Genomic DNA, 20,748 nt, shown 5'->3' with positions numbered 1-20,748 from the left:
CGCAGTACACAGTCTGTAAAATGAATCTGTACGTTTGTAAAAAAAGAAATTCAATACTCCTGCGGGGGGCTGCGGCAGAATTGATACGTGAACAGTCGTCAGGGACAAGCTGATCCCGCCTGATCTATCTGGAGACGTTATGTTCGCGAGAATAAAGAGTAAACAGGAATGAATAATAATTGTGACATCATCACCAGAATCAACCAAAAGTATTCCGGGATGAGCAAAGGGCATAAAAAGATTGCTTCCTATATAATGGAGCATTATGACCAGGCGGCGTTTATGACGGCGGCAAGGCTGGGGGATGAGCTGCAGGTCAGTGAATCCACGGTGGTACGCTTTGCGGCAGGAATTGGCTATGAGGGATATCCAAGCATGCAGGCGGCGCTTGCCTCCTGGGTGAAGAGTAAGCTGAACACGGTCGGACAGGTAGGAGCCAGGTATGGCCGAAGCACTCAGTCGGAGGTGCTCAGCAGTGTGCTGCAGAGCGATATGGAGAATATCCGCTGTACCATGGAAGAATTGGACACCGCCGCTTTTCAGACCGCAGTTGATATTATACTTGAAGCCAGGAACATATATATAGTGGGAATACGAAGCTGTGCTCCGCTGGCGGAATTTTTAAGCTTTTACCTGAATATGATCCGGGGGAATATCGTGCAGCTGAAAACCACAAGCCTGAGTGAGGTTTTTGAGCAGATGCTGCGTATTGGGAAAGAAGATGCTATTATAGGAATCAGTTTTCCGCGCTATTCCATGCGCACGCTGAAGGCGATGGAATTTGCCAATGACAGAAATGCAAGAGTCATCACAATAACGGACAGTGTTCATTCCCCTATGAATCTTTATTCTTCCTGTAATCTTCTGGCCAGGAGCAACATGGTTTCCATTGTGGATTCCCTGGCGGCCCCGCTGAGCCTGATTAATGCCCTTGTGGTGGCGCTGTGCCTGAAAAGGCCGGATACGGTAAAGGAAAGCCTGGAATCATTGGAAGGTGCGTGGAATAATTATCAGGTTTATGTCAATGATGAAATTAATTTTATAGATGAAGATACCATTCTTACCATGCCTTCCATAGAAGGCAGCCGCCGTAAGCCGGATGCGTCCCTGACGGAGAAACAGAAGGGTTGAAGGAAATACTGATTCACCCTCCGGTAATAAATATATGATAAAAAAGCATGCGGCGGATGCCGCAGATGGGAGCAAATCATGAGCAGGGTTTTGGTAGTGGGCGGAGGAGCCGCGGGGATGATGGCGGCGCTGGCAGCAGCCGGAAAAGGCCACAGGGTCACCCTCTTTGAAAAAAATGAAAAGCTGGGTAAGAAAATTTATATTACAGGCAAGGGACGGTGCAATGTTACCAATGCCTGTGAACCACAGGAATTGTTTGACAATGTGGTCAGCAATTCCAAGTTTTTGTACAGCGCTTTCTATGGTTTTGATAATAATGCCGTGCAGCAGTTTTTTGAAACCCATGGCTGTCCCCTGAAAACGGAGAGAGGAAACCGCGTGTTTCCGGTATCGGATCATTCCTCTGATGTAATCCGGGCCCTGTCAGGAGCGCTGGAAAAAGCGGGCGTAGAGATACGTCTTTATACGCCGGTAAAAAAACTTCTCACAGAAAAAGCAGGAGAAGAAGGTTCCTTAAGGATAAAGGGAGTTAAGCTTTTGTCCGGAGAAGAGGTAAAAGGGGATGCGGTGGTTCTTGCCTGCGGCGGGCTGTCCTATCAGGCTACCGGCTCCACCGGAGACGGGTACCGCATGGTACAGGAGACCGGTCATACACTCGTATCCTGTAAACCATCCCTCGTCCCTTTTCACATAAAAGAAGAATGGTGCAGGCAGCTGCAGGGGCTTGCTTTGAAAAATGTAAACGCCTCTTTATATATAGAAGGAAAAGAAATTTATGAAGGCTTCGGGGAAATGCTTTTTACCCATTTTGGTGTGAGCGGCCCGCTGATTTTAAGTGCCAGCAGCTATTATCAGACGGCGGCGGAAAAGCTGAGAAGGAAGAAAGAAAAGCAGGCCGGAAAAACGGGGAAAACGGCGGAAAACATGGGGAGAGAAGCGCCTGCGCTCCTGAAGCTGGATTTAAAGCCTGCGCTTTCCGCAGAACAGCTGGATAAACGGATTCTCCGGGATTTTGAAGATAATAAGAATAAACAGTTTAAAAATGCAGTGGACGGTCTTTTCCCGGCCCGGCTTGTTCCGGTGATGATTCAGCTTTCAGGTATCAACCCGGAAAAGAAGGTTCATGAAATAACGAGAGAAGAAAGAAAATTTTTCATAGAATGCATCAAGGGACTTACCCTGACGGTGACGGGTACAAGGGGCTTTGAAGAAGCGATCATAACCCGGGGCGGCATTAAAGTGAAGGAAGTGAATCCTTCCACCATGGAATCAAAACTGGTGTCCGGCCTGTACCTGGCAGGGGAAATGCTGGATCTGGATGCGCTGACAGGAGGTTTTAACCTGCAGATTGCCTGGTCGACCGGGCATCTGGCGGGAGCGAGTATCCCCTGATAAATTGAAAGGAGCATCTGCCGTACTTAGGCAGAGTGCAGGAACAGGAGCGGAAATGAGTTATAATATTGCTATTGACGGACCGGCAGGAGCCGGAAAAAGTACGATTGCCAAACAGCTTGCGAAGAAGCTGGGATATGTTTATGTGGATACCGGAGCCATGTACCGGGCGATTGCTCTGTACCTGCTCCGTGAAAAGGTGAAGCCTGATGATACGGAGGCTGTCAGCAATACCTGTACAGGAGCGGAAGTCACCCTTATTTATCAGAACGGGGAACAGGCCGTACTTTTGAACGGGGAAAATGTGAACGGCTTTATCCGGACGGAGGAAGTGGGAAACATGGCTTCCAGGGCTTCTGCCGTTCCGGCGGTACGGGAAAGGCTGCTGCAGCTTCAGCGGGATCTGGCCTCCAGTGAAAATGTGATTATGGATGGCAGGGACATCGGTACCTGCGTGCTTCCCAATGCCGACGTGAAGATTTTTCTTACGGCGAACAGTGCAGTGAGGGCGAAGCGCAGATATGAGGAGCTTCTGGCTAAGGGAACGCCGGAAGCCTTTGAAAAAATTGAAAAGGATATTATCGAACGGGATGCCAGGGACAGAAACCGGGAAATTGCTCCCCTGCGCCAGGCTGAGGATGCATATCTGGTGGATACCTCCGATATGGATATCCCTCAGGTAGTGGATACCATTCTGGAAATCTGCCGGCAGAAAGGATGCAGATAATATGGAAGTGATTCTTGCGGAAAGCGCCGGCTTCTGCTTCGGCGTGAAGCGGGCTGTTGATAAGGTCTATGAACAGATTGCGTCGGGTAAGAAGATTTATACCTATGGTCCGATTATACACAATGAATTTGTCGTGCAGGATTTGGAAAAAAAGGGAGTGCAGGTGATTGAATCCGAGGAGGAGCTGGAGAAGCTCACAGAGGGTACTGTGGTTATCCGTTCTCATGGCGTTCCCAAATCTATCTGTGAAAAAATTGAAAAACAGGGACTGGAGTGTGTGGACGCCACCTGCCCTTTCGTGAAAAGAATTCATAAAATTGTAGAAAAAGAAAGTGCGGCCGGCTGTCGGATCGTGATTATCGGAAACGCGGGACACCCGGAAGTAGAGGGAATCCAGGGCTGGTCACTGACGCCTGCGGCTGTTGTGGAGTCGGAAAAAGAAGCCCGGGAATTCGTGGCGGAACCGGGAAAAAAGCTATGTATTGTGTCACAGACGACATTTAACTACAATAAATTTCAAGAATTAGTTGAAATTTTTCTAAAAAAAGGTTATGATATTAGTGTTGTGAATACTATCTGTAACGCAACTGAGGAGAGACAAACTGAGGCAAAGGATATTGCAGCGAAGGTCGATGCAATGATTGTTATCGGTGGGAAGCACAGTTCCAATACAAGAAAACTGTATGAAATATGCTGCAGGGAATGTGCTCACACCTGTTTGATACAGACACTGGATGACTTGCATTTAGAACTACCCAAAGCTGTCCGCCTGGTGGGTATTACAGCCGGAGCGTCTACCCCGAATAAATTAATCGAGGAGGTTCAAAATTATGTCAGAATTAACTTTTGAACAAATGTTGGAGGAATCATTAAAAACTATACACGCGGGAGAGGTAGTCGAAGGTACAGTTATCGATGTTAAGCCTGAAGAAGTGATCCTTAACATCGGATACAAGTCGGATGGTGTTCTTACAAGGAACGAATACACCAACGATCCCAGCGTGGACATGACAGCAGTCGTAAAGCCTGGTGACAAGATGGAAGTAAAGGTGCTGAAGGTTAATGACGGTGAAGGACAGGTTATCCTTTCCTACAAGCGTCTTGCTGCCGACAGAGGAAACAAGAGAATCGAAGAAGCTTATAATAACCACGAAGTGCTTACCGCAAAGGTTACCCAGGTACTGGACGGCGGTTTAAGCGTAGTAGTGGAGGAAGTTAGAATTTTCATCCCTGCAAGCCTTGTATCCGATACTTATGAAAAGGATCTGAATAAATATGCAGGACAGGATATTGAATTCGTAATCAGCGAGTACAATCCTAAGAGAAGAAGATATATCGGCGACCGCAAGCAGCTTATCGTTGCTAAGAAAGCTGAAATGCAGAAGGAACTTTTGGAAAGAATCCATGAAGGCGATGTTGTTGAAGGAACCGTTAAGAATGTAACGGATTTCGGCGCTTTTATCGATTTGGGCGGTGCAGACGGACTGCTTCATATTTCAGAGATGTCCTGGGGAAGAGTGGAGCATCCTAAGAAAGTATTCAAAGTTGGGGATCAGGTTACTGTTCAGATTAAAGAAATCAACGGCAACAAGATTGCACTCAGCATGAAATTTGATGATGCGAATCCCTGGAAGAATGCTGCTGAGAAATATGCGGTAGGAAATGTGGTAACCGGTAAAGTGGCAAGAATGACTGACTTCGGTGCTTTTGTAGAACTGGAGCCCGGAATCGATGCTCTTCTTCATGTATCCCAGATCGCAAAAGAACATGTGGACAAGCCTTCCGATGTTCTTAAGACAGGGGAAGAAATCAATGCCAAGGTTGTTGATTTCAATGAAGAAGACAAGAAAATCAGCCTGAGCATCAAAGCAATGCTTGCTCCCGAACCCAAGGAAGTAAAGGAAGAGGAGTTTGTACAGAAAGAATCTGATGAAGATGTGGTTTCTGTAGATATTGATGCCGTTATTGCTAAGCAGAACGCAGAAGAAGATTCTGCTGAATAATTAAGAAGTTTTGTGGGCGGCATAATTTGCTGTTTATGGGATGCGGTATATTCCGCATCCCTTTTTTCAGGCATCCTTTTGGGGATGAGGATAATATTTACCATTTGCGGTATTATAGAAAGAAAAGTCCGAAGCCGGCAGAGGGGGACGGCTGCGCGACAGAGACTGGTGTTCCATCCGGCAGCAATAGTGAGCGGATGGAACACAGGCTTCTTGACTAACAATTTCGGAGGAAGACGATGAAAAAGAAGGTTCTGTATGTTGCAGCAGTACTGGCAGCTTTGATTTTTATCTGGCTGGGAAAGGAAGACAGCAAGCCGCTCGTGCTCAAGGGCACGGATTTGAATCAGACGGCGGGAATCAGTGATTATACGGGTTTGATTGCCATAGATGAATCGGCGGCGTATTACGGCATGTTTGCCTATACGGATGATTATGTATTGAATAAGGGGACTTATACCATACGTCCTGAATATTCCAATACATCATCTGATAATATTATTGAAGTGTGGGACAACGGAACGAAGGTGGCCCAGTGGAGTCTGGAAAGTACGGATGGAGTGAAGACTGCCAAAGATTATACCTTTACTCTGGATAAGGATTCACAGCAGCTTCATATCCGCATTTACTATCAGGGAGTGGGAAGCCTGATACTGAACACCATGTCCCTGATTCCCCAGGGAGCTTTTTACCGGGATGCCCCGTACCTTATGGTTCTGGTAATCCTTTTGGTTGTGTCCGGGATATTCCTTGCGTCCTACGAAAAAAAGCATCCTTCCAGCCGGGAAAGAAAGGTTACCTTCCTGATTCTGGCAGGTCTTTGCCTGTATTCGTCCATGCCGCTGTTTATCCAGGCCTTTGCCCAGGCGGACGATGTATGCTATCATCTGCTTCGCATCGAAGGGCTGAAGGACGGTATGCTGGACGGGCAGTTCCCGGTGGTTATTTTCCCGGAAGCGCTGGCAGGGAACGGTTATCTGAACAGCATGTATCCGTATCTCTTCCTGTATATCCCGGCTTTCCTGCGGCTGCTGGGGGTATCTCTTGCCCTGTCCTATAAGACTCTTATTTTCCTGGCCAATATCGCTACGGTCGCGGTTATTTATAAGGTGCTGAAGTCCATGACTCCTTCCCGCTATGCATGCATTCTGGGAACGGCTTTGTATATTCTGCTGCCTTACCGTTTTACCAACATTTATGCGAGGGGCGCTTTGGGTGAAACATTGGCGCTGACCTTCCTGCCGCTCATAATCGGGGGCTTTTACCATGTGCTTATGGCGGATAAGAAAAAATGGCCCTGGCTTGTCATAGGCTTTACCGGGGTAATAGAGAGCCATGTGCTCAGTACGGCAACCATGGCTGTCATATTCAGTCTGTGCTGTCTTTTGTTTATCCGCGATCTCCTTCAGGATAAGAGATGGCTGGAGATGGTGAAGGCAGCGGCTCTGACCGTACTTTTGAACCTGTGGTTCCTGGTTCCCTTCCTCTATTTCTTCCTGAAGGAAAACCTGTATCAGAAAGCCCTGGACTGGAGCGGCTTTTCGGAATACTCCATCAACGCTTCCTTCCTGGCGGATACCTTCCATACCAACGATTACCGTTTCTTGTCTCTGGGACTTCCGGTTCTGGGCTGCGCCGGGATATGTGTCCTGAAGCTGGTATGTGAAAAGTCGGAAGAGAAGAATGGAAAAAGAGATAAATTCCTCACGTATCTTTTTGGAGGAGCCTGTGTGCTGACCTTTTTGGTGACAGGGTATTTTGGCAGCAAGACGCTGAAGGAGTTAATACCTGCCATTGAGCCGGTTCTGCGTACCATACAGTTTCCATGGAGACTGCTGGCGCCTGCCGGAATCCTGTTTATTTTTGCGGGGGTTATATGGCTGTCGGAATCCGAGGTATTAAAACCGTATCGGAATCTGGTATTTGCGTTCCTGGTGGGGGTAAATCTGCTGACCTGCCTGAATCAGCCTTATAATCAGAATAATTTTGCCTATAAGGATTATGATGATACCACAACCGTAGGGCATCAGGATAAAATAATCGGCATACCGAAATCCGACGCGACGGTTATTTATCCGTATGAATGGCGGATTGACGCGCTGATGGATGATAAGCTGACTTCCGATCTGCAGCTTTCCGATGCTGAAAAGGTCACAGTGGAAAATTATGAAAAGAAGGGAACGCACGGAACCCTTACCTACCGGACATCCGGGGAAGGGCAGTATGTGGACTTCCCTCTCCAGAAATATCTGGGTTATGCGGCGGAAGATGAAAACGGTGAAAAATTGGAAATATCCTACGGAAATAATTATCGTATACGCGTGATGCTTACCGGCGACGGGGAAAGCCATACCGTCAGTGTGAGATACCGTCAGCCAGTGATATTCCGCTTATCCCAGGCAGTATCCCTGCTTACTTTGCTGTTCTGTATCGCTCTTGCGGTAAGGAAAAAAGAACGCCTGGCCAGACGCTTCAGACGTGTCTGAAATGTTATCAGTGACCTGAAAAAACGGAATGCGTTAACGCATTCCGTTCAGAATATGATGAGCATATAAAGACAGCCTGCCGCTGTCATTGAGGAAAGCTTCTTCCAGAAGGAAAAAGCTTTCCTTTTCTTTTACCTCCCTGCGGAAAGCGGGAGTAAAAAGGTCGTCCTGGGAAGGAAGAAGATGCTGGGGAAGGAAATCCCCTTCCTTTTTCGTATAACAGGTGGCCGGTGTGGCGGGCACACGATGGGCCTTGTCCACGTAGACCGCAACGGATTTATGGATGGCCTTGTCTTCCTCCGGGAGATAAGCATAATTTTTATAATCCGGATAAAAGAACTTTAATTCTCCGGAATATACCGGAATTTTCAGGACGCCGGAGTCCTCCTTCGCGGAAAAAAAGCAGCCTCCTGCATGGAGTGCGAGCGGAACGGGAAGAAAAACCGGAAGCTGAAGATAAAGGAGCAGCTCCTTCTGCCGGTTTCCCTCATAATCCGTACCGATATCCAATTCCGCCCTGGCATTTTCCGGATGCATGGCAAATAAAGCGGGATAAGAGAGGATGGATACGACAGAGAGCATTCCTCTGAGATCATCCGCATTATGCAGCAGCAGAACCTCCAGCAGACGGTGATCCCGTTCCTGGCGGTAGACCTTATAAAGCTCAATGAGCTGGCCTCCGTTAAAGGGATCCTCGCGGTTGAGCCCCAGGAATTCTTCCAGGGTTTTCTGCTTGCAGTTGGAGAGCTTAAGCAGATTTTTAAAAGGTGAAATCTGCCGGTAGATATCCGTCTGTTCCATTTCTGCAAAGGATGCGGTTAAACCGTACTTTTTGCATTTGGCCTGAAGAAAAGGAATATCAAAGGTCGTCCCGTTAAAATGTACCAGTTTTTTATAGGGAACCGAAAATTGCAGGAAAGCGTCCAGAATGGCTTCCTCCTCAGCCGTATTTTCTGCAAACCATTGGTGCAGAGTCCACTTTTTGTCCTCAATTACAGCGGCTCCGATCAGATAAACGGAAGCGTTTTTGGGGGAAAGTCCTGTGGTTTCGATATCAAAAAACAGGATATTTCCATCTTTTCCCAGAAATTGCCGTATGGCATTTTCGTTTGTTGTATGTAGGGTCTGAATTCGTGTTTTCATACAATTAATATAGCATATTTTTTGATTTTTATGTAGTAATTTGATGAAAATTAAGGTATGATTATGTTATGCCTTGTTCCCGGGTTGACGGCGGAAATAACGCTATTTGGTTAACGGGCGGGAAAAACATATTACAGAAAAGAGGGATAGCTAAATGGCTAAGGCGAAGTTAACGTTTATGGGCGGCATCCATCCTTACGACGGTAAGGATCTTTCCAAGGATAAACCCATGAAAGCTGTTTTGCCAAAGGGGGATCTGGTGTTTCCGTTGTCCCAGCATATCGGTGCGCCTGCCAGGCCTGTTGTGGCAAAAGGAGACCGTGTTCTGGCCGGACAGAAAATCGGAGAAGCGGCCGGCTTTGTATCTGCGGCGGTTTTCAGCACCGTATCAGGTACGGTGAAGTCAATTGAACCCCGGCGTGTTGTTACCGGAGATAATGTGATGAGTATTGTGGTGGAAAACGATCGGCTGTACGAGGAAGTGGATTACGCTCCGGTCAGACCATTGGAAGAACTGACAAAGGAAGAGATTATCAATCTGGTGAAGGAAGCAGGCGTGGTAGGAATGGGCGGAGCAGGATTCCCCACACATGTAAAGCTTTCACCCAAGGAACCGGACAAAATAGAATACGTGATCGCCAACTGTGCCGAGTGTGAGCCTTATCTTACCTCGGATTACAGGCGTATGCTGGAGGAACCCGATAAGCTTATCGGAGGCCTTCAGGTAATTCTGAGCCTGTTCCCAAATGCAAAAGGAATTCTGGCGGTAGAGGACAATAAGCCGGACTGCATTAAGCTGTTGGAGGAAATGACTTCCGAAGAGCCGAGGATTACGGTTAAGAAGCTGAAAACCAAATATCCGCAGGGGTCTGAGCGTCAGCTTATTTTTGCGGTGACGGGACGCGCCATCAATTCTTCCATGCTGCCTGCGGATGTAGGCTGTATCGTGGACAACGTGGATACCGTAGTGGCTGTAAACCGCGCGGTGCGGGAAGGAAAGCCGCTTATGAACCGTATCGTTACGGTGACAGGGGATGCTATTGCCAATCCCCAGAATTTCATTGTGCGGATCGGAACCAATTATCATGAATTGATAGAAGAAGCGGGCGGTTTCTGCAAAGAGCCGGTTAAGATTGTATCGGGCGGCCCTATGATGGGATTCGGAATTTTTGATCTGGATGTGCCCACCACGAAAACGGCATCCGCGCTTCTCTGTCTGTCTAAGGATGAGGTGGGGGAGCCCTCCGCCTGCATCAACTGCGGCAGATGTGTGGAAGCCTGCCCCTCCAGGCTGGTTCCCACCCTGCTTTCCACCTATTCGGAGCACTACGATATGGAGGCCTTTGAAAAATATGACGGCATGGAATGCTGCGAGTGCGGATGCTGCAGTTATGTCTGCCCCGCAAAGAGACAGCTTACCCAGGCCATTAAGTCCATGCGTAAGATGGTCCTTGCGGAACGGAAAAAAGCAAGCGCCGCAAATCAGAAATAGGAGGAAAGAGCAATGAGCGACTTGATGAAGGTATCATCTAATCCGCATATCAGATCCAAGGATTCCACAAGCAGGATCATGCTGGCAGTTATCATTGCCCTGCTGCCCACCACAATCTTTGGCATCTATAATTTCGGAATCAGGGCACTGCTGATTGTTGCCATAACAATCGCATCCACAGTGCTTACAGAATTTGTATTTGAAAAAATAACCAAAAGGAAAAACACCATAGGAGACCTTTCCGCAGTGGTGACAGGCCTGCTGCTGGCGCTGAATCTGCCGGTAAGCGTGCCCTGGTGGATCGGGGCCGTCGGCGGCATATTCGCCATACTGGTTGTGAAGATGCTTTTCGGAGGACTGGGCCAGAACTTTATGAACCCCGCCCTGGGAGCCAGATGCTTCCTGCTGATCTCCTTTGCCCCCATCATGACTAACTTTACCTGTGACGCCTATACCGGCGCCACGCCTTTAGCCGCGGTAAAAGCAGGAGAGAACGTGAATGTGCTGGATATGGTAATAGGAAGAACGTCGGGTACTATCGGCGAGACTTCCATGCTGTGCATCGTTCTGGGTGCCTGTCTGTTAATCTGGCTGGAAATCATTGATCTGCGTATCCCTGCCACATACATCATATCCTTTGTGGTATTCATGGTTCTGTTCGGGGGTCATGGACTGGATCGGTACTATATTTCTTCCCAGCTTGCAGGGGGCGGCCTTATGCTGGGAGCCTTTTTCATGGCTACGGATTATGTGACCAGGCCGGTCACCAAAAAAGGGCAGTACATATATGGAATCTTCTTAGGTCTTCTGACCGGTATATTCAGGGTATGCAGTGCCAGCGCGGAAGGTGTATCCTATGCCATTATCCTGGGAAATCTTCTGGTTCCCCTTATTGAGAGGTTTACTCTTCCCAAAGCTTTTGGTAAAGGAGGAGAGAGGGCATGAAAAATATGTTGAAGGATGCAGGAATCTTATTCCTGATTACGTTGATTTCAGGCCTTCTTCTTGGCCTTGTTTATCAGGTGACAAAGGATCCTATAGCGATACAGGAGGAAAATGCCAGGCAGGCGGCCCGCAGTGAGGTATTTCAGGATGCGGATCATTTTGAGGACAGCGAAGGGTTTACGGAAGAAGCGGCCCAGGCAGTCCTGAATGACGGCGGCTTTGCCCAGCAGAGTATTAATGAATATGCCGCAGCCATGGATAAGGACGGCAGTATTCTGGGCTACGTGATTACGGTAACGACCCATGAGGGCTATGGCGGGGATATTAAATTCACTATCGGTGTGCGGGAGGACGGTACCCTGAACGGTATGTCCATTCTCTCTATTTCCGAGACTCCGGGGCTGGGAATGAAGGCGGAAGAAGTGCTGAAACCGCAGTTTGAAGGAAAAAAAGCCGACAGTTATGCCTATACCAAGGACGGAGCTTCTGCCGCTGATGAAATCGATGCTATTACCAGCGCCACCATTACAACCAATGCGGTCACTAACGGCGTAAATGCCGGACTGTATTATTTTCAGACAGAACTGAAAGGAGGCAGCGGCAATGAATAAACCAACCGAACGTCTCTATAACGGAATTATAAAAGAGAACCCCACCTTTGTGCTGACATTGGGTATGTGTCCCACACTGGCGGTTACCACATCAGCCATTAACGGTCTGGGTATGGGCCTTTCCACCATGGTGGTTCTGGCCCTGAGCAACCTGATGATATCAATGCTGCGCAAAATCATACCGGATAAGGTAAGAATACCTGCATTCATCGTTGTTGTAGCAAGCTTTGTGACAATCGTACAGCTTTTATTAAAGGCTTATGTGCCGTTTTTGGACAGCGCCCTCGGTATTTACATACCTCTGATCGTGGTAAACTGTATTATTTTAGGCCGTGCGGAAAGCTACGCATCCAAGAATCCGCCCATCCCGTCCCTGTTTGACGGTATCGGAATGGGGCTCGGTTTCTCGTTCGCGCTCACATGCATAGGCCTGGTACGTGAAATCCTGGGAGCCGGTGAATTTTTCGGCATTCCCATTCTGGGAGAAAAGGCGCCGGTTATATTCGGATCCCATATCCTGCAGAGTTATGTCCCTGTTACTATTTTTGTTCTTGCTCCCGGCGCATTCTTCGTCCTCGCGGCTCTTACAGCCATCCAGAACAAGGTGAAGATCAATGGGGAAAAGAAGGGCAGAGACATGTCCAAAATCCAGTCCGGCTGCAGCTATGACTGCATGTCCTGCAAGGAGTCCGGCTGTTCACACCGCTTTTATGATACTGCTGCGGGTGAAGAGAAGGATGCCCAGGCCGGAAAAAGTGAGGAGGGAAAATAAATGTTGGATCAAGTGCAGGATTTATTGCTTATATTAATTGGTTCTTCTCTGGTGAGTAATGTTGTATTAAGCCAGTTTCTCGGCCTTTGCCCGTTCCTGGGAGTATCCAAAAAGGTGGAGACCGCGGCGGGAATGGGAACGGCGGTTATTTTTGTCATCACGCTTTCCAGCGCTGTGGCCGGGGCGATATATAAATTTGCCCTTGTGCCCTTGAACATTACCTATCTGCAGACCATCGTCTTTATCCTGGTGATTGCGGCGCTGGTACAGTTTGTGGAAATGGTGCTGAAAAAATATATGGTTTCCCTTTATAATGCGCTTGGCGTCTACCTGCCCCTGATCACCACAAACTGTGCGGTCCTGGGTGTGGCGATTACCAATGTACAGAAGAAATACGGGATCCTGACCGGAACGGTCAATGGATTTGCAACAGCTCTCGGGTTCACGATAGCCATTATTATCCTGGCCGGAATCCGTGAAAAGATGGCATATAATGATGTGCCGGAATCCTTTAAGGGAATGCCCATCATCCTGATTACTGCGGGACTGATGGCGATCGCCTTCTGTGGTTTTTCCGGACTGTCACTGAAATAGGGGGTGGTGTCTGTGAGTATATCGGGAATTCTGATTGCTACGGCAATCGTTGGAGGTATCGGACTGTTTATCGGTCTTTTTCTGGGAGGCTCCGCGATCCTGTTCAAGGTGGAAGTGAATGAAAAGGAAGAAGCTATTCTTGCGCAGCTGCCCGGCAATAACTGCGGCGGCTGCGGTTATCCCGGCTGTGCGGGGCTGGCTGCAGCAATCGCTGCCGGAGAAGCGCCGGTGAATGCCTGCCCGGTAGGCGGCGCTGCCGTAGGGAAAAAGGTGGGAGCCATCATGGGGGTGGAAGCGGAAGAAGGAGAGCATATGGTCGCTTTTGTCCAGTGCCGCGGTACCCGTGATAAAATAAAAGTGGATTATGATTATGTGGGACTCCATGACTGCCGCATGCTGTCCTTTGTGCCGAACGGCGGGGCGAAATCCTGTAATTTCGGCTGCCTCGGCTATGGAAGCTGTGTGGAGGTCTGTCCCTTTGACGCCATACATATCTTTAACGGTGTGGCGCAGGTTGACCGGGAAGCATGTAAGGCCTGCGGAAAATGTATTTCCGTCTGTCCCAAGAATCTGATAACCCTCATCCCTTATTCCGCCAAATATGCGGCGGCATGCAATTCCGGAGATAAGGGTCCCATCACCATGAAAGACTGCCGGGCCGGCTGTATCGGCTGCGGCATCTGTACAAAGAACTGTCCGGAAGGTGCGATTAAGGTGGAAAACTTTAATGCTACCATCGATCAGAGCAAGTGTATCGGCTGCGGTATCTGTGCCGATAAATGCCCTAAGAATGTTATTGTGATGCTTTCCGGAAGGCCTGTATGTGCAGAAGGGACAGGAGAACATGAGGAGAAAGGTGAGGATTAAAAATGGAACAGGTGACACTTGGGAAAACAGGGATCTGTGTAAATAAAAACGGGTTCGGAGCCCTTCCCATTCAGCGGATCAGCGATGAAGAGGCGGTTCTTCTTCTTCGGAAGGCCTGTGATAATGGGATTACCTTTTTTGATACGGCCCGTGCCTATACGGACAGCGAACATAAGCTGGGGCTGGCATTTCACGACAGATGGGATGACACAATTTATGTTTCCTCCAAAACAGCTGCGGGCACACCCGAAGGATTTTGGAAGGATTTGGAGACCTCCCTTGCGCAGCTGCAGAGAGATTATCTTGATCTGTACCAGTTTCATAATCCGGCTTTCTGTCCGAAGCCGGGAGATGGAAGCGGTCTGTATGAATGCATGCTGGAGGCAAAGAAGCAGGGAAAGATAAGGCATATCGGGATAACCAACCACAGGCTGGCAGTGGCGGAGGAAGCGGTGGAAAGCGGCCTGTATGAAACGCTGCAGTTCCCCTTCAGTTACCTTTCTTCGGATAAAGATCTGGAACTGGTGGATAAATGTGAGAAAGCAAAAATGGGCTTTATAGCCATGAAAGCGCTGTCCGGCGGATTGATTAATAATTCTGCGGCGGCTTATGCCTATCTCTCCCAGTTCCCTCATGTGCTTCCTATTTGGGGTGTACAAAGGGAAAAGGAACTGGATGAGTTCATAAGATATGTACAGAATCCTCCTGTGCTGACACAGGAGCTGAAGAATGTGATCACGGATGACAGGCAGGAGCTGCAGGGTGAATTCTGCCGCGGCTGCGGATACTGTATGCCTTGTCCTGCAGGGATTGAAATTAACAACTGTGCCAGAATGTCACTGCTTATCCGCAGATCGCCGTCAGAAGCGCAGCTTACTTCAGAAATGCAGGAAAAAATGATGCAGATTGAAAAATGCCTTCATTGCGGCAAATGTAAAAGTAAATGCCCGTATAATCTGGATACGCCGGCACTGCTGGAGCGTAACCTGAAGGATTATAAGGAAATTCTGGCTGGAAAGGCCTATTAAAAAGGGGAATAAAAGCTGCCTACTCTGTTGCCGACAGGGTGGGCATTTTTTATCCCTTCCAAGTATTTCTTTTAAATTTATGGCAATAATAACCACAGTTAAGTAGTGAATAAAAGAAATCTGCCCAAAATGTATAAAATTTTCATGGGGCAGGCTGTCGGTTCAATGGAGGTAACTGACATGGATAAGGAAAAAGCACTGGAAATTATTTTAGCAAACGCATGCTGTACATTGGAGAATTGTTGTCATTTATGTCCGTATTATGCGGATCCGCCTTCGTTTGAGTGTGAAGAGATGAGCAGAGACGATATAATGGAAGCAGTAAAGACATTACAAAAATAACATTTATAAATAACTGATCACGCCGGCAGTCTGACTCCACGAATGCAGGAAAATACGAAATAAAAAAATGAAAAATTTATCAGGATGTTACAGCCGCTAAGAAAGCATTAAGCTTTCAGGTATCTGCTTGACCATGAAGGAAGCTTTTCCTATAATTGATTCACACTTCCGGATACTTTTCAGCATAATTTGCGGAAAAGATCATTACAATAGAAGTAGGGCAAAAGAATCATGCATGCAGAAGGAGAAGGCGGACATGGAGGAAGAATCCGATACAGGCCGGATAGTTAAACAAAAAGGAGACAGTGATGAAAAAATAAATATTCAGGAGGGGCATAACCTGCATGGAAGACAGAAGAGCAGGCTATGTTTTTTTATACCATTTTTCAGGAAGGGAATGAATTACATAAAGGGGCAGCCTCCGGGCCGGATTATAGCAATGGGATTTGCCTTTGTGATTCTGACAGGCTCTTTTCTGCTTATGCTCCCATGTTCGGTCAGGGAAGGCGCACAAGTATCCTTTATTGATGCCCTTTTTACCTCTGCCAGCGCAGTATGTGTAACCGGGCTTATTGCCATTGATACGGCAGAGCATTTTACTGTGTTTGGAAGAACTGTTGTGGCGCTGCTGATCCAGATCGGCGGATTGGGCGTGACATCTGTAAGCGTCGGCTTTATCCTGATTGCGGGGAAGAGGGTTGGACTGAAAGGGCGGAGACTCGTGCGGGAGGCCATGAATGTGAATACCTCCAAAGGAATGGTACGCCTTGTAAAAAACATCCTGCTTATGACATTATGCTTTGAATGTGTGGGAGCTGTTTTAAGTTTCCTTGTTTTCGTACGGGATTATCCTCCCCTGGAGGCATTGGGTATCAGCCTGTTTCATTCGGTGGCTGCGTTTAATAATTCCGGCTTCGATATCCTGGGCGGACTGACGAACCTGATACCATACCAGAACAATATTCTTTTAAACCTTACCACAGGCGGACTGATAATCTTCGGAGGTCTGGGATTCCTCGTTATCCTGGATATCTTAGGAAACCGTTCTTTCCGGAAACTCACGCTGCATTCCAAAATCGTTATTACCATGAGCCTGATTCTTCTGGCAGCAGGAACGCTGTCCCTGAAAGCAACGGAGAATATAACCTGGCTGGGAGCTTTTTTTCAGAGTGTTTCCGCAAGGACGGCCGGTTTTTCCACCTATCCCATTGGGAGCTTTACAGATGACGGCCTTTTTGTGCTGATTCTGCTGATGTTTGTGGGCGCGTCACCCGGATCCACAGGCGGAGGAATCAAAACCACCACACTTTTTGTGATGATACAGGCGGCCAGGGGAGCGGCGGCCAATCAATATGCTGGGGCCTTTAAGCGGAAAATACCGGATGATGTTATAAGAAAAGCCTTTATCATCACGTTTTTATCCGGCATGGTTGTCTGTGTGGGAACCTTTGTCATGTGCCTTCTGGAACCGGAATTCTCTTTTTTACAGCTTCTGTTTGAGGTGACTTCCGCATTCGGCACGGTAGGGCTGTCGACGGGAATTACGCCGGATTTAGGAATCCCGGGGAAAGCGCTGATCATAATGATTATGTTTATCGGCAGGCTGGGGCCGCTGACCATTGCTTCTTTGTGGGCCTTTAAGACCACGGCAAATGCCAGGTTCACAGAGGAAAATGTAACAATTGGCTAGGCTTGCGGCGTATGGCTGCGGAAACAATAGAGGAGAGCATAGTATGAAACTGACAGGAAAGAATAAGAGAACAGAAGAAACGGCATCCTATGGGGTTATAGGCCTGGGACGTTTCGGTTCGGCTCTGGCCCTGAGCCTGGCTGAGGCCGGAAAAGAAGTGATTGTGGTGGACAGCTGTGAAAGCAAGGTAAAGGAGCTGAGGCAATACACAGAGAACGCATATGTGGCGGATGAGCTGAGTATGGAAGTCCTGGAGGAAATCGGGATCCAGAACTGTGATACGGTGATTGTCGGCATTGGTGAAAAGATCGATACCTGCATCCTTACCACTCTCCATGTGGTGAATCTGGGAGTCCCCAGAGTGATCGCCAAGGCTATCAGCAGAGATCAGGGAGCGGTTCTGGAAAAAATAGGTGCGGAGGTTATCTATCCCGAGCGGGATATGGCCCTGCGCCTTGCAAAACGGCTGCTGACAGGCAGTATATTGGACAATATCTCCCTGAACAATGACGTGGAAATTGCAGAACTGCGGCTTCCGGATATTTATGTGGGAAGAAGTGTGCTGGAAATGGATTTGCGGAGAAAAGCCGGTTTGAATATTATCGCCCTGCAGCATAGCGGTAAAACGGAGATCGAAGTGGATCCGGAGTATGTTTTCAGAGAAGACGATATTCTTGTTGTGATAGGCAAGAAAGAGAATATCCGAAAATTTGAAAAGGATAAAGACGAATAAACAGGAATGAGACAGTAAAAAGCGAATGGAGGAATGTATGCAGGAAAAGAAAGACAGCAGTATCAGCGTTATTTTAAAGGGGATATGTGTGGGAGGAACCATGCTTGTACCTGGCTGCAGCGGCGGGAGCATGGCAATGATTCTGGGGGTATACGACAGACTGGTCTCATCAGTCAGCTCTTTTATGAAACACAAGAAGGAAAGCCTTTTCTTTCTGACCTTGTTCTGCCTGGGAGGCGGTCTGGGCATGATACTTTTTGCCAGACCCATGTTAAGCCTGATGGAACGGTTTGAAATGCCCATGCTTTACTTCTTTATTGGGGCGATCGCGGGAAGCGTTCCTATGATACTGAAAAAAGCAAGCTGGGAAAAGGGCGGTTTGGGAAAGCTGCTGTTCTTTCTGGCAGGCGCGGCTGCAGTAGGCCTGTTTGCCCTGCTTCCGCCGGATACGTTTCAGGCGGATATGAGCGCCGGGCTGACTTCCTACCTGCTGCTTATCCTGGCAGGTGTGATTGCCGCCATAGCCCTTGTGCTGCCCGGAATAAGCGTTTCTTATATGCTGCTTCTCATGGGAATGTATGATACGGTTATGAGGGCCATTACGGAAATGTACCTTCCTTATCTGATTCCCATAGGTCTTGGGCTTGCCCTGGGTGTGGTCGCCACCACCAAACTGCTGGAAAAAGCGATGGAAAAATTCCCGGGACCATCGTATCTGTGTATTCTGGGTTTTATGGCGGCTTCCATGGCCCAGGTATTTCCGGGCCTCCCGTCGGGGGGAGAGTGGCTGGTATGCCCGCTGATGCTGGCAGCCGGATTTTTACTTATCCGTTTTCTGGCGGAGGGGGAAATCAAGAGGTCGCTTCAAACAGTTTCCCGCTGAGGCCGCTGCTGGGATGGAGCTGATAATCCTCCGTAATAAAGACTGCTTCTATGTCAGGGAGGGATTCTATCAGCTTCATACCTTCTGTCAGACCCAGTACAAAGCAGGTGGTGCTCAGCGCATCCCCCTCCATGGAAGAACCGGAGAGGATGGTAACGCCGAGAAGCCCGTTCTCCACAGGATATCCGCTCGCCGGATCCAGGATATGATGATAAAGCCTGCCGTCCTGCCGGAAATAACGCTCATACACCCCGGAAGAGACCAGGGAGCTGTCTGAAAGGGAAAGAGTGGCAATTGCCTTTCCCTGCTCATCAAAAGGCTTCTGCATGCCTATGGTGAACGGACTGCCGTCCGGCTTGCTGCCAAGGACGACCACATTTCCGCCCAGATTGATCAGGGCGCTCTGCACACCGTTGGCCTTCAGGAGCTCCTTCAGCCTGTCGGCGATATATCCCTTTGCAATGAACCCTAAATCAATTTGTGACATGGGATCATCCAGAGTGACCGTAGAATTTTCAATATGGATATTCTTATAATTAATATGAGGAAGAACAGACTGGATATCGGCATCGGCAGGTATCCTTTTTTGTGCGCTCTCCGTTCCTGCCTGTCCGCTGAAATTCCACAGATCGTCGAGCAGAGCCACCGTGGGATCGATTTTGCCGCCGCTTAACCGGGCATAATTGCAGGCCTGTTCCAAAAGACGGGCAGTTTCTTCCGATACGGCAACCGGTTCCCCCGAACTGTGGTTGATGCGGTAGATATCGCTTCCCTCCACTGTCCGGCTCAGCATTTTTTCATAAGTGTCACATAAGGAAAAACAGTCCTCCAGATATGCGGCGTCCTTTGGATGATAAACAGTAATGGAAATAACAGTATTAAAATAAAAGCCGGTTTCGGTCTGCGGTTCTGTCCTCCGGGAACAGCCGGTTAAAAATATGTCTGAAAGCAGAAAAAGCAGAATCAGACAGAAAAGAACGGGTTTATGTCGGTATATGCGATGCTTCATGAAGAACCTCTTTTTCATGTGGAATAAATAAAGGATGTCCCGGAAATGGCGTATTTACGGGGATTTTTTATATGCAGCTTATTATAACACGTTTTCATAAGAGGGACAAATCCTTCGTTAACCTGAAAACTTGTCTGAAAACAGATATATTTTGCGCACCAACTGTATAAAATATGAATATACTATTGAATAAGTATTACAAAATGATTACGTTTTGTAACAGAAACAATAGAAAGGTATGGTGTATTCATTTATGCAGTATAAAAAATACGGATTGATTTTACTCTTTTCCAATTTGCTTGTTGTCATGGCATGGGTCTGCGTCAATGGAGTGCAGATTAATAAAATCGCTTCCCAGGAAGCCTTCAGAGCTTCTTTTATGGAGGATATTGCCGAATACCAGGAGACAAGCTTCCGTACTGTTGTACCGGCCGCCGCTTCCGACCAGCGTGTCCTTGAATGCGGAGTACTGGAAAAAAAGCCGGTATATGAATTAAATGACGCAGATTATAATACACTGTTGAAAATAGTAGAGGCAGAGGCCGGCGGCGAGGACGAGAATGGAAAGCTGCTGGTAGCCAATGTCGTATTAAACCGGGTGAACAGCAGTATCTTTCCCGACACAGTAACGGAGGTTGTCTACCAGCGGGAATTTGGCGTCTGCCAGTTTTCACCGGTCATCGATGGGAGAATAAACAGGGTTAAGGTAAGCGAAGAGACAAAAAAAGCTGTGGAGAGAGCCATATATGGAGAGGATATATCCCAGGGGGCATTATACTTTGTGGCGCGCAAGGCGGTGGCCGCGGATAAGATGCAGTGGTTCGACAGACATTTGACCCGTCTTTTCGCATATGGAGGACATGAATTTTTTGGTTAATAAAGAAAATACTTTCTTCTTTT

At 48.0% G+C, this 20,748-nt stretch carries 20 protein-coding genes; 18 read left to right on the top strand and 2 right to left on the bottom strand.

Annotated features, from left to right (window positions below; all coding sequences use genetic code 11):
* Positions 1 to 168: 168 nt before the first annotated feature.
* The 6 genes from BLA28_RS16915 (at position 169) to BLA28_RS16885 (ending at position 7,739) form a co-directional block, all read left to right on the top strand.
* A complete protein-coding gene (locus tag BLA28_RS16915) occupies positions 169 to 1,131 on the top strand; it encodes a MurR/RpiR family transcriptional regulator (RefSeq protein WP_069158255.1) in 963 nt (320 codons plus the stop codon).
* Positions 1,132 to 1,209: 78 nt separating this feature from the next.
* The gene (locus tag BLA28_RS16910) at positions 1,210 to 2,523 is read left to right on the top strand and encodes a BaiN/RdsA family NAD(P)/FAD-dependent oxidoreductase (RefSeq protein WP_069158254.1); all 1,314 of its coding nucleotides are present in this window, start codon (positions 1,210 to 1,212) and stop codon (positions 2,521 to 2,523) included.
* A gap of 55 nt (positions 2,524 to 2,578) precedes the next feature.
* Positions 2,579 to 3,250 (top strand): (d)CMP kinase, encoded by a 672-nt coding sequence (cmk, locus tag BLA28_RS16905; RefSeq protein WP_069158253.1) that lies wholly within the window; start codon positions 2,579 to 2,581, stop codon positions 3,248 to 3,250.
* A 1-nt stretch (position 3,251) separates the two neighbouring features.
* Positions 3,252 to 4,100, top strand: coding sequence for a 4-hydroxy-3-methylbut-2-enyl diphosphate reductase (gene ispH, locus BLA28_RS16900; RefSeq protein ID WP_069154207.1), 849 nt, complete (start codon positions 3,252 to 3,254; stop codon positions 4,098 to 4,100).
* Positions 4,081 to 5,253 carry a 30S ribosomal protein S1 gene (gene rpsA, locus BLA28_RS16895; protein ID WP_009252262.1) on the top strand — a complete coding sequence of 391 codons (1,173 nt, stop codon included), beginning with the start codon at positions 4,081 to 4,083 and terminating at the stop codon, positions 5,251 to 5,253. Before ispH ends, rpsA begins: the two co-directional genes overlap by 20 nt.
* A 239-nt stretch (positions 5,254 to 5,492) precedes the next feature.
* The gene (locus BLA28_RS16885) at positions 5,493 to 7,739 is read left to right on the top strand and encodes a hypothetical protein (protein ID WP_069158252.1); all 2,247 of its coding nucleotides are present in this window, start codon (positions 5,493 to 5,495) and stop codon (positions 7,737 to 7,739) included.
* A gap of 33 nt (positions 7,740 to 7,772) precedes the next feature.
* Here the strand turns inward: BLA28_RS16885 and BLA28_RS16880 are convergent, their stop codons facing one another.
* Positions 7,773 to 8,882 (bottom strand): ribonuclease H-like domain-containing protein, encoded by a 1,110-nt coding sequence (locus BLA28_RS16880; protein WP_071699262.1) that lies wholly within the window; start codon positions 8,880 to 8,882, stop codon positions 7,773 to 7,775.
* Positions 8,883 to 9,036: 154 nt separating this feature from the next.
* Between BLA28_RS16880 and rsxC the strand changes: the two genes are divergently transcribed.
* The 11 genes from rsxC to BLA28_RS16825 all read left to right on the top strand — a co-directional run bounded on the left by rsxC (position 9,037) and on the right by BLA28_RS16825 (position 18,839).
* The gene (gene rsxC, locus BLA28_RS16875; protein WP_069158250.1) at positions 9,037 to 10,374 is read left to right on the top strand and encodes an electron transport complex subunit RsxC; all 1,338 of its coding nucleotides are present in this window, start codon (positions 9,037 to 9,039) and stop codon (positions 10,372 to 10,374) included.
* A gap of 12 nt (positions 10,375 to 10,386) precedes the next feature.
* Positions 10,387 to 11,319 carry an RnfABCDGE type electron transport complex subunit D gene (locus tag BLA28_RS16870; RefSeq protein ID WP_044967095.1) on the top strand — a complete coding sequence of 311 codons (933 nt, stop codon included), beginning with the start codon at positions 10,387 to 10,389 and terminating at the stop codon, positions 11,317 to 11,319.
* On the top strand, positions 11,316 to 11,930 hold the full coding sequence (locus BLA28_RS16865; RefSeq protein ID WP_069158249.1) for an RnfABCDGE type electron transport complex subunit G: 615 nt from the start codon (positions 11,316 to 11,318) through the stop codon (positions 11,928 to 11,930). Before BLA28_RS16870 ends, BLA28_RS16865 begins: the two co-directional genes overlap by 4 nt.
* Positions 11,923 to 12,702 carry an electron transport complex subunit RsxE gene (rsxE, locus tag BLA28_RS16860; protein WP_069158248.1) on the top strand — a complete coding sequence of 260 codons (780 nt, stop codon included), beginning with the start codon at positions 11,923 to 11,925 and terminating at the stop codon, positions 12,700 to 12,702. Before BLA28_RS16865 ends, rsxE begins: the two co-directional genes overlap by 8 nt.
* 12 nt (positions 12,703 to 12,714) lie before the next feature.
* Positions 12,715 to 13,296 carry an electron transport complex subunit RsxA gene (rsxA, locus tag BLA28_RS16855; RefSeq protein WP_025484309.1) on the top strand — a complete coding sequence of 194 codons (582 nt, stop codon included), beginning with the start codon at positions 12,715 to 12,717 and terminating at the stop codon, positions 13,294 to 13,296.
* 12 nt (positions 13,297 to 13,308) lie between these two features.
* Positions 13,309 to 14,163, top strand: a complete 855-nt coding sequence (locus BLA28_RS16850; protein WP_069158247.1) for an RnfABCDGE type electron transport complex subunit B — start codon at positions 13,309 to 13,311, stop codon at positions 14,161 to 14,163.
* 2 nt (positions 14,164 to 14,165) lie between these two features.
* Positions 14,166 to 15,191: an aldo/keto reductase gene (locus BLA28_RS16845; protein ID WP_069158246.1), complete on the top strand. Its 1,026-nt coding sequence runs from the start codon at positions 14,166 to 14,168 to the stop codon at positions 15,189 to 15,191.
* Between the two features lie 180 nt (positions 15,192 to 15,371).
* The gene (locus tag BLA28_RS33810; protein ID WP_009252272.1) at positions 15,372 to 15,533 is read left to right on the top strand and encodes a hypothetical protein; all 162 of its coding nucleotides are present in this window, start codon (positions 15,372 to 15,374) and stop codon (positions 15,531 to 15,533) included.
* Positions 15,534 to 15,930: 397 nt separating this feature from the next.
* Positions 15,931 to 17,223, top strand: a complete 1,293-nt coding sequence (locus BLA28_RS16835) for a TrkH family potassium uptake protein (RefSeq protein ID WP_069158645.1) — start codon at positions 15,931 to 15,933, stop codon at positions 17,221 to 17,223.
* 43 nt (positions 17,224 to 17,266) lie between these two features.
* Complete coding sequence (locus BLA28_RS16830; protein ID WP_009252275.1) at positions 17,267 to 17,956, top strand: potassium channel family protein; 690 nt, start codon at positions 17,267 to 17,269, stop codon at positions 17,954 to 17,956.
* A 37-nt stretch (positions 17,957 to 17,993) separates the two neighbouring features.
* Positions 17,994 to 18,839, top strand: coding sequence for a DUF368 domain-containing protein (locus tag BLA28_RS16825; RefSeq protein ID WP_069158644.1), 846 nt, complete (start codon positions 17,994 to 17,996; stop codon positions 18,837 to 18,839).
* On the opposite strand, the gene BLA28_RS16820 is transcribed toward BLA28_RS16825, so the two are convergent.
* The gene (locus BLA28_RS16820) at positions 18,808 to 19,848 is read right to left on the bottom strand and encodes an FAD:protein FMN transferase (protein ID WP_069158245.1); all 1,041 of its coding nucleotides are present in this window, start codon (positions 19,846 to 19,848) and stop codon (positions 18,808 to 18,810) included. The genes BLA28_RS16825 and BLA28_RS16820 overlap by 32 nt on opposite strands.
* A gap of 253 nt (positions 19,849 to 20,101) precedes the next feature.
* On the opposite strand from BLA28_RS16820, the gene BLA28_RS16815 reads away from it, so the two are divergent.
* Positions 20,102 to 20,725 carry a cell wall hydrolase gene (locus BLA28_RS16815; RefSeq protein WP_009252278.1) on the top strand — a complete coding sequence of 208 codons (624 nt, stop codon included), beginning with the start codon at positions 20,102 to 20,104 and terminating at the stop codon, positions 20,723 to 20,725.
* Positions 20,726 to 20,748: the final 23 nt, after the last annotated feature.

It is taken from the genome of Eisenbergiella tayi, from assembly GCF_001881565.1.
In the GTDB taxonomy this organism is placed as follows: domain Bacteria; phylum Bacillota; class Clostridia; order Lachnospirales; family Lachnospiraceae; genus Eisenbergiella; species Eisenbergiella tayi.
The sequence above is the reverse complement of the archived record's forward strand: the minus strand, read 5'-3'. Positions and strand labels throughout refer to the sequence as shown.

What these genes read in the sequence shown, in the direction of transcription:
- BLA28_RS16915 (WP_069158255.1), top strand. Translation starts at nt 169, where the DNA reads ATGAATAATAATTGTGACATCATCACCAGAATCAACCAAAAGTATTCC.
- BLA28_RS16910 (WP_069158254.1), top strand. Translation starts at nt 1,210, where the DNA reads ATGAGCAGGGTTTTGGTAGTGGGCGGAGGAGCCGCGGGGATGATGGCG.
- cmk (WP_069158253.1), top strand. Translation starts at nt 2,579, where the DNA reads ATGAGTTATAATATTGCTATTGACGGACCGGCAGGAGCCGGAAAAAGT.
- ispH (WP_069154207.1), top strand. Translation starts at nt 3,252, where the DNA reads ATGGAAGTGATTCTTGCGGAAAGCGCCGGCTTCTGCTTCGGCGTGAAG.
- rpsA (WP_009252262.1), top strand. Translation starts at nt 4,081, where the DNA reads ATGTCAGAATTAACTTTTGAACAAATGTTGGAGGAATCATTAAAAACT.
- BLA28_RS16885 (WP_069158252.1), top strand. Translation starts at nt 5,493, where the DNA reads ATGAAAAAGAAGGTTCTGTATGTTGCAGCAGTACTGGCAGCTTTGATT.
- BLA28_RS16880 (WP_071699262.1), bottom strand. Translation starts at nt 8,882, where the DNA reads ATGAAAACACGAATTCAGACCCTACATACAACAAACGAAAATGCCATA.
- rsxC (WP_069158250.1), top strand. Translation starts at nt 9,037, where the DNA reads ATGGCTAAGGCGAAGTTAACGTTTATGGGCGGCATCCATCCTTACGAC.
- BLA28_RS16870 (WP_044967095.1), top strand. Translation starts at nt 10,387, where the DNA reads ATGAGCGACTTGATGAAGGTATCATCTAATCCGCATATCAGATCCAAG.
- BLA28_RS16865 (WP_069158249.1), top strand. Translation starts at nt 11,316, where the DNA reads ATGAAAAATATGTTGAAGGATGCAGGAATCTTATTCCTGATTACGTTG.
- rsxE (WP_069158248.1), top strand. Translation starts at nt 11,923, where the DNA reads ATGAATAAACCAACCGAACGTCTCTATAACGGAATTATAAAAGAGAAC.
- BLA28_RS16845 (WP_069158246.1), top strand. Translation starts at nt 14,166, where the DNA reads ATGGAACAGGTGACACTTGGGAAAACAGGGATCTGTGTAAATAAAAAC.
- BLA28_RS33810 (WP_009252272.1), top strand. Translation starts at nt 15,372, where the DNA reads ATGGATAAGGAAAAAGCACTGGAAATTATTTTAGCAAACGCATGCTGT.
- BLA28_RS16835 (WP_069158645.1), top strand. Translation starts at nt 15,931, where the DNA reads ATGAATTACATAAAGGGGCAGCCTCCGGGCCGGATTATAGCAATGGGA.
- BLA28_RS16830 (WP_009252275.1), top strand. Translation starts at nt 17,267, where the DNA reads ATGAAACTGACAGGAAAGAATAAGAGAACAGAAGAAACGGCATCCTAT.
- BLA28_RS16825 (WP_069158644.1), top strand. Translation starts at nt 17,994, where the DNA reads ATGCAGGAAAAGAAAGACAGCAGTATCAGCGTTATTTTAAAGGGGATA.
- BLA28_RS16820 (WP_069158245.1), bottom strand. Translation starts at nt 19,848, where the DNA reads ATGAAGCATCGCATATACCGACATAAACCCGTTCTTTTCTGTCTGATT.
- BLA28_RS16815 (WP_009252278.1), top strand. Translation starts at nt 20,102, where the DNA reads ATGCAGTATAAAAAATACGGATTGATTTTACTCTTTTCCAATTTGCTT.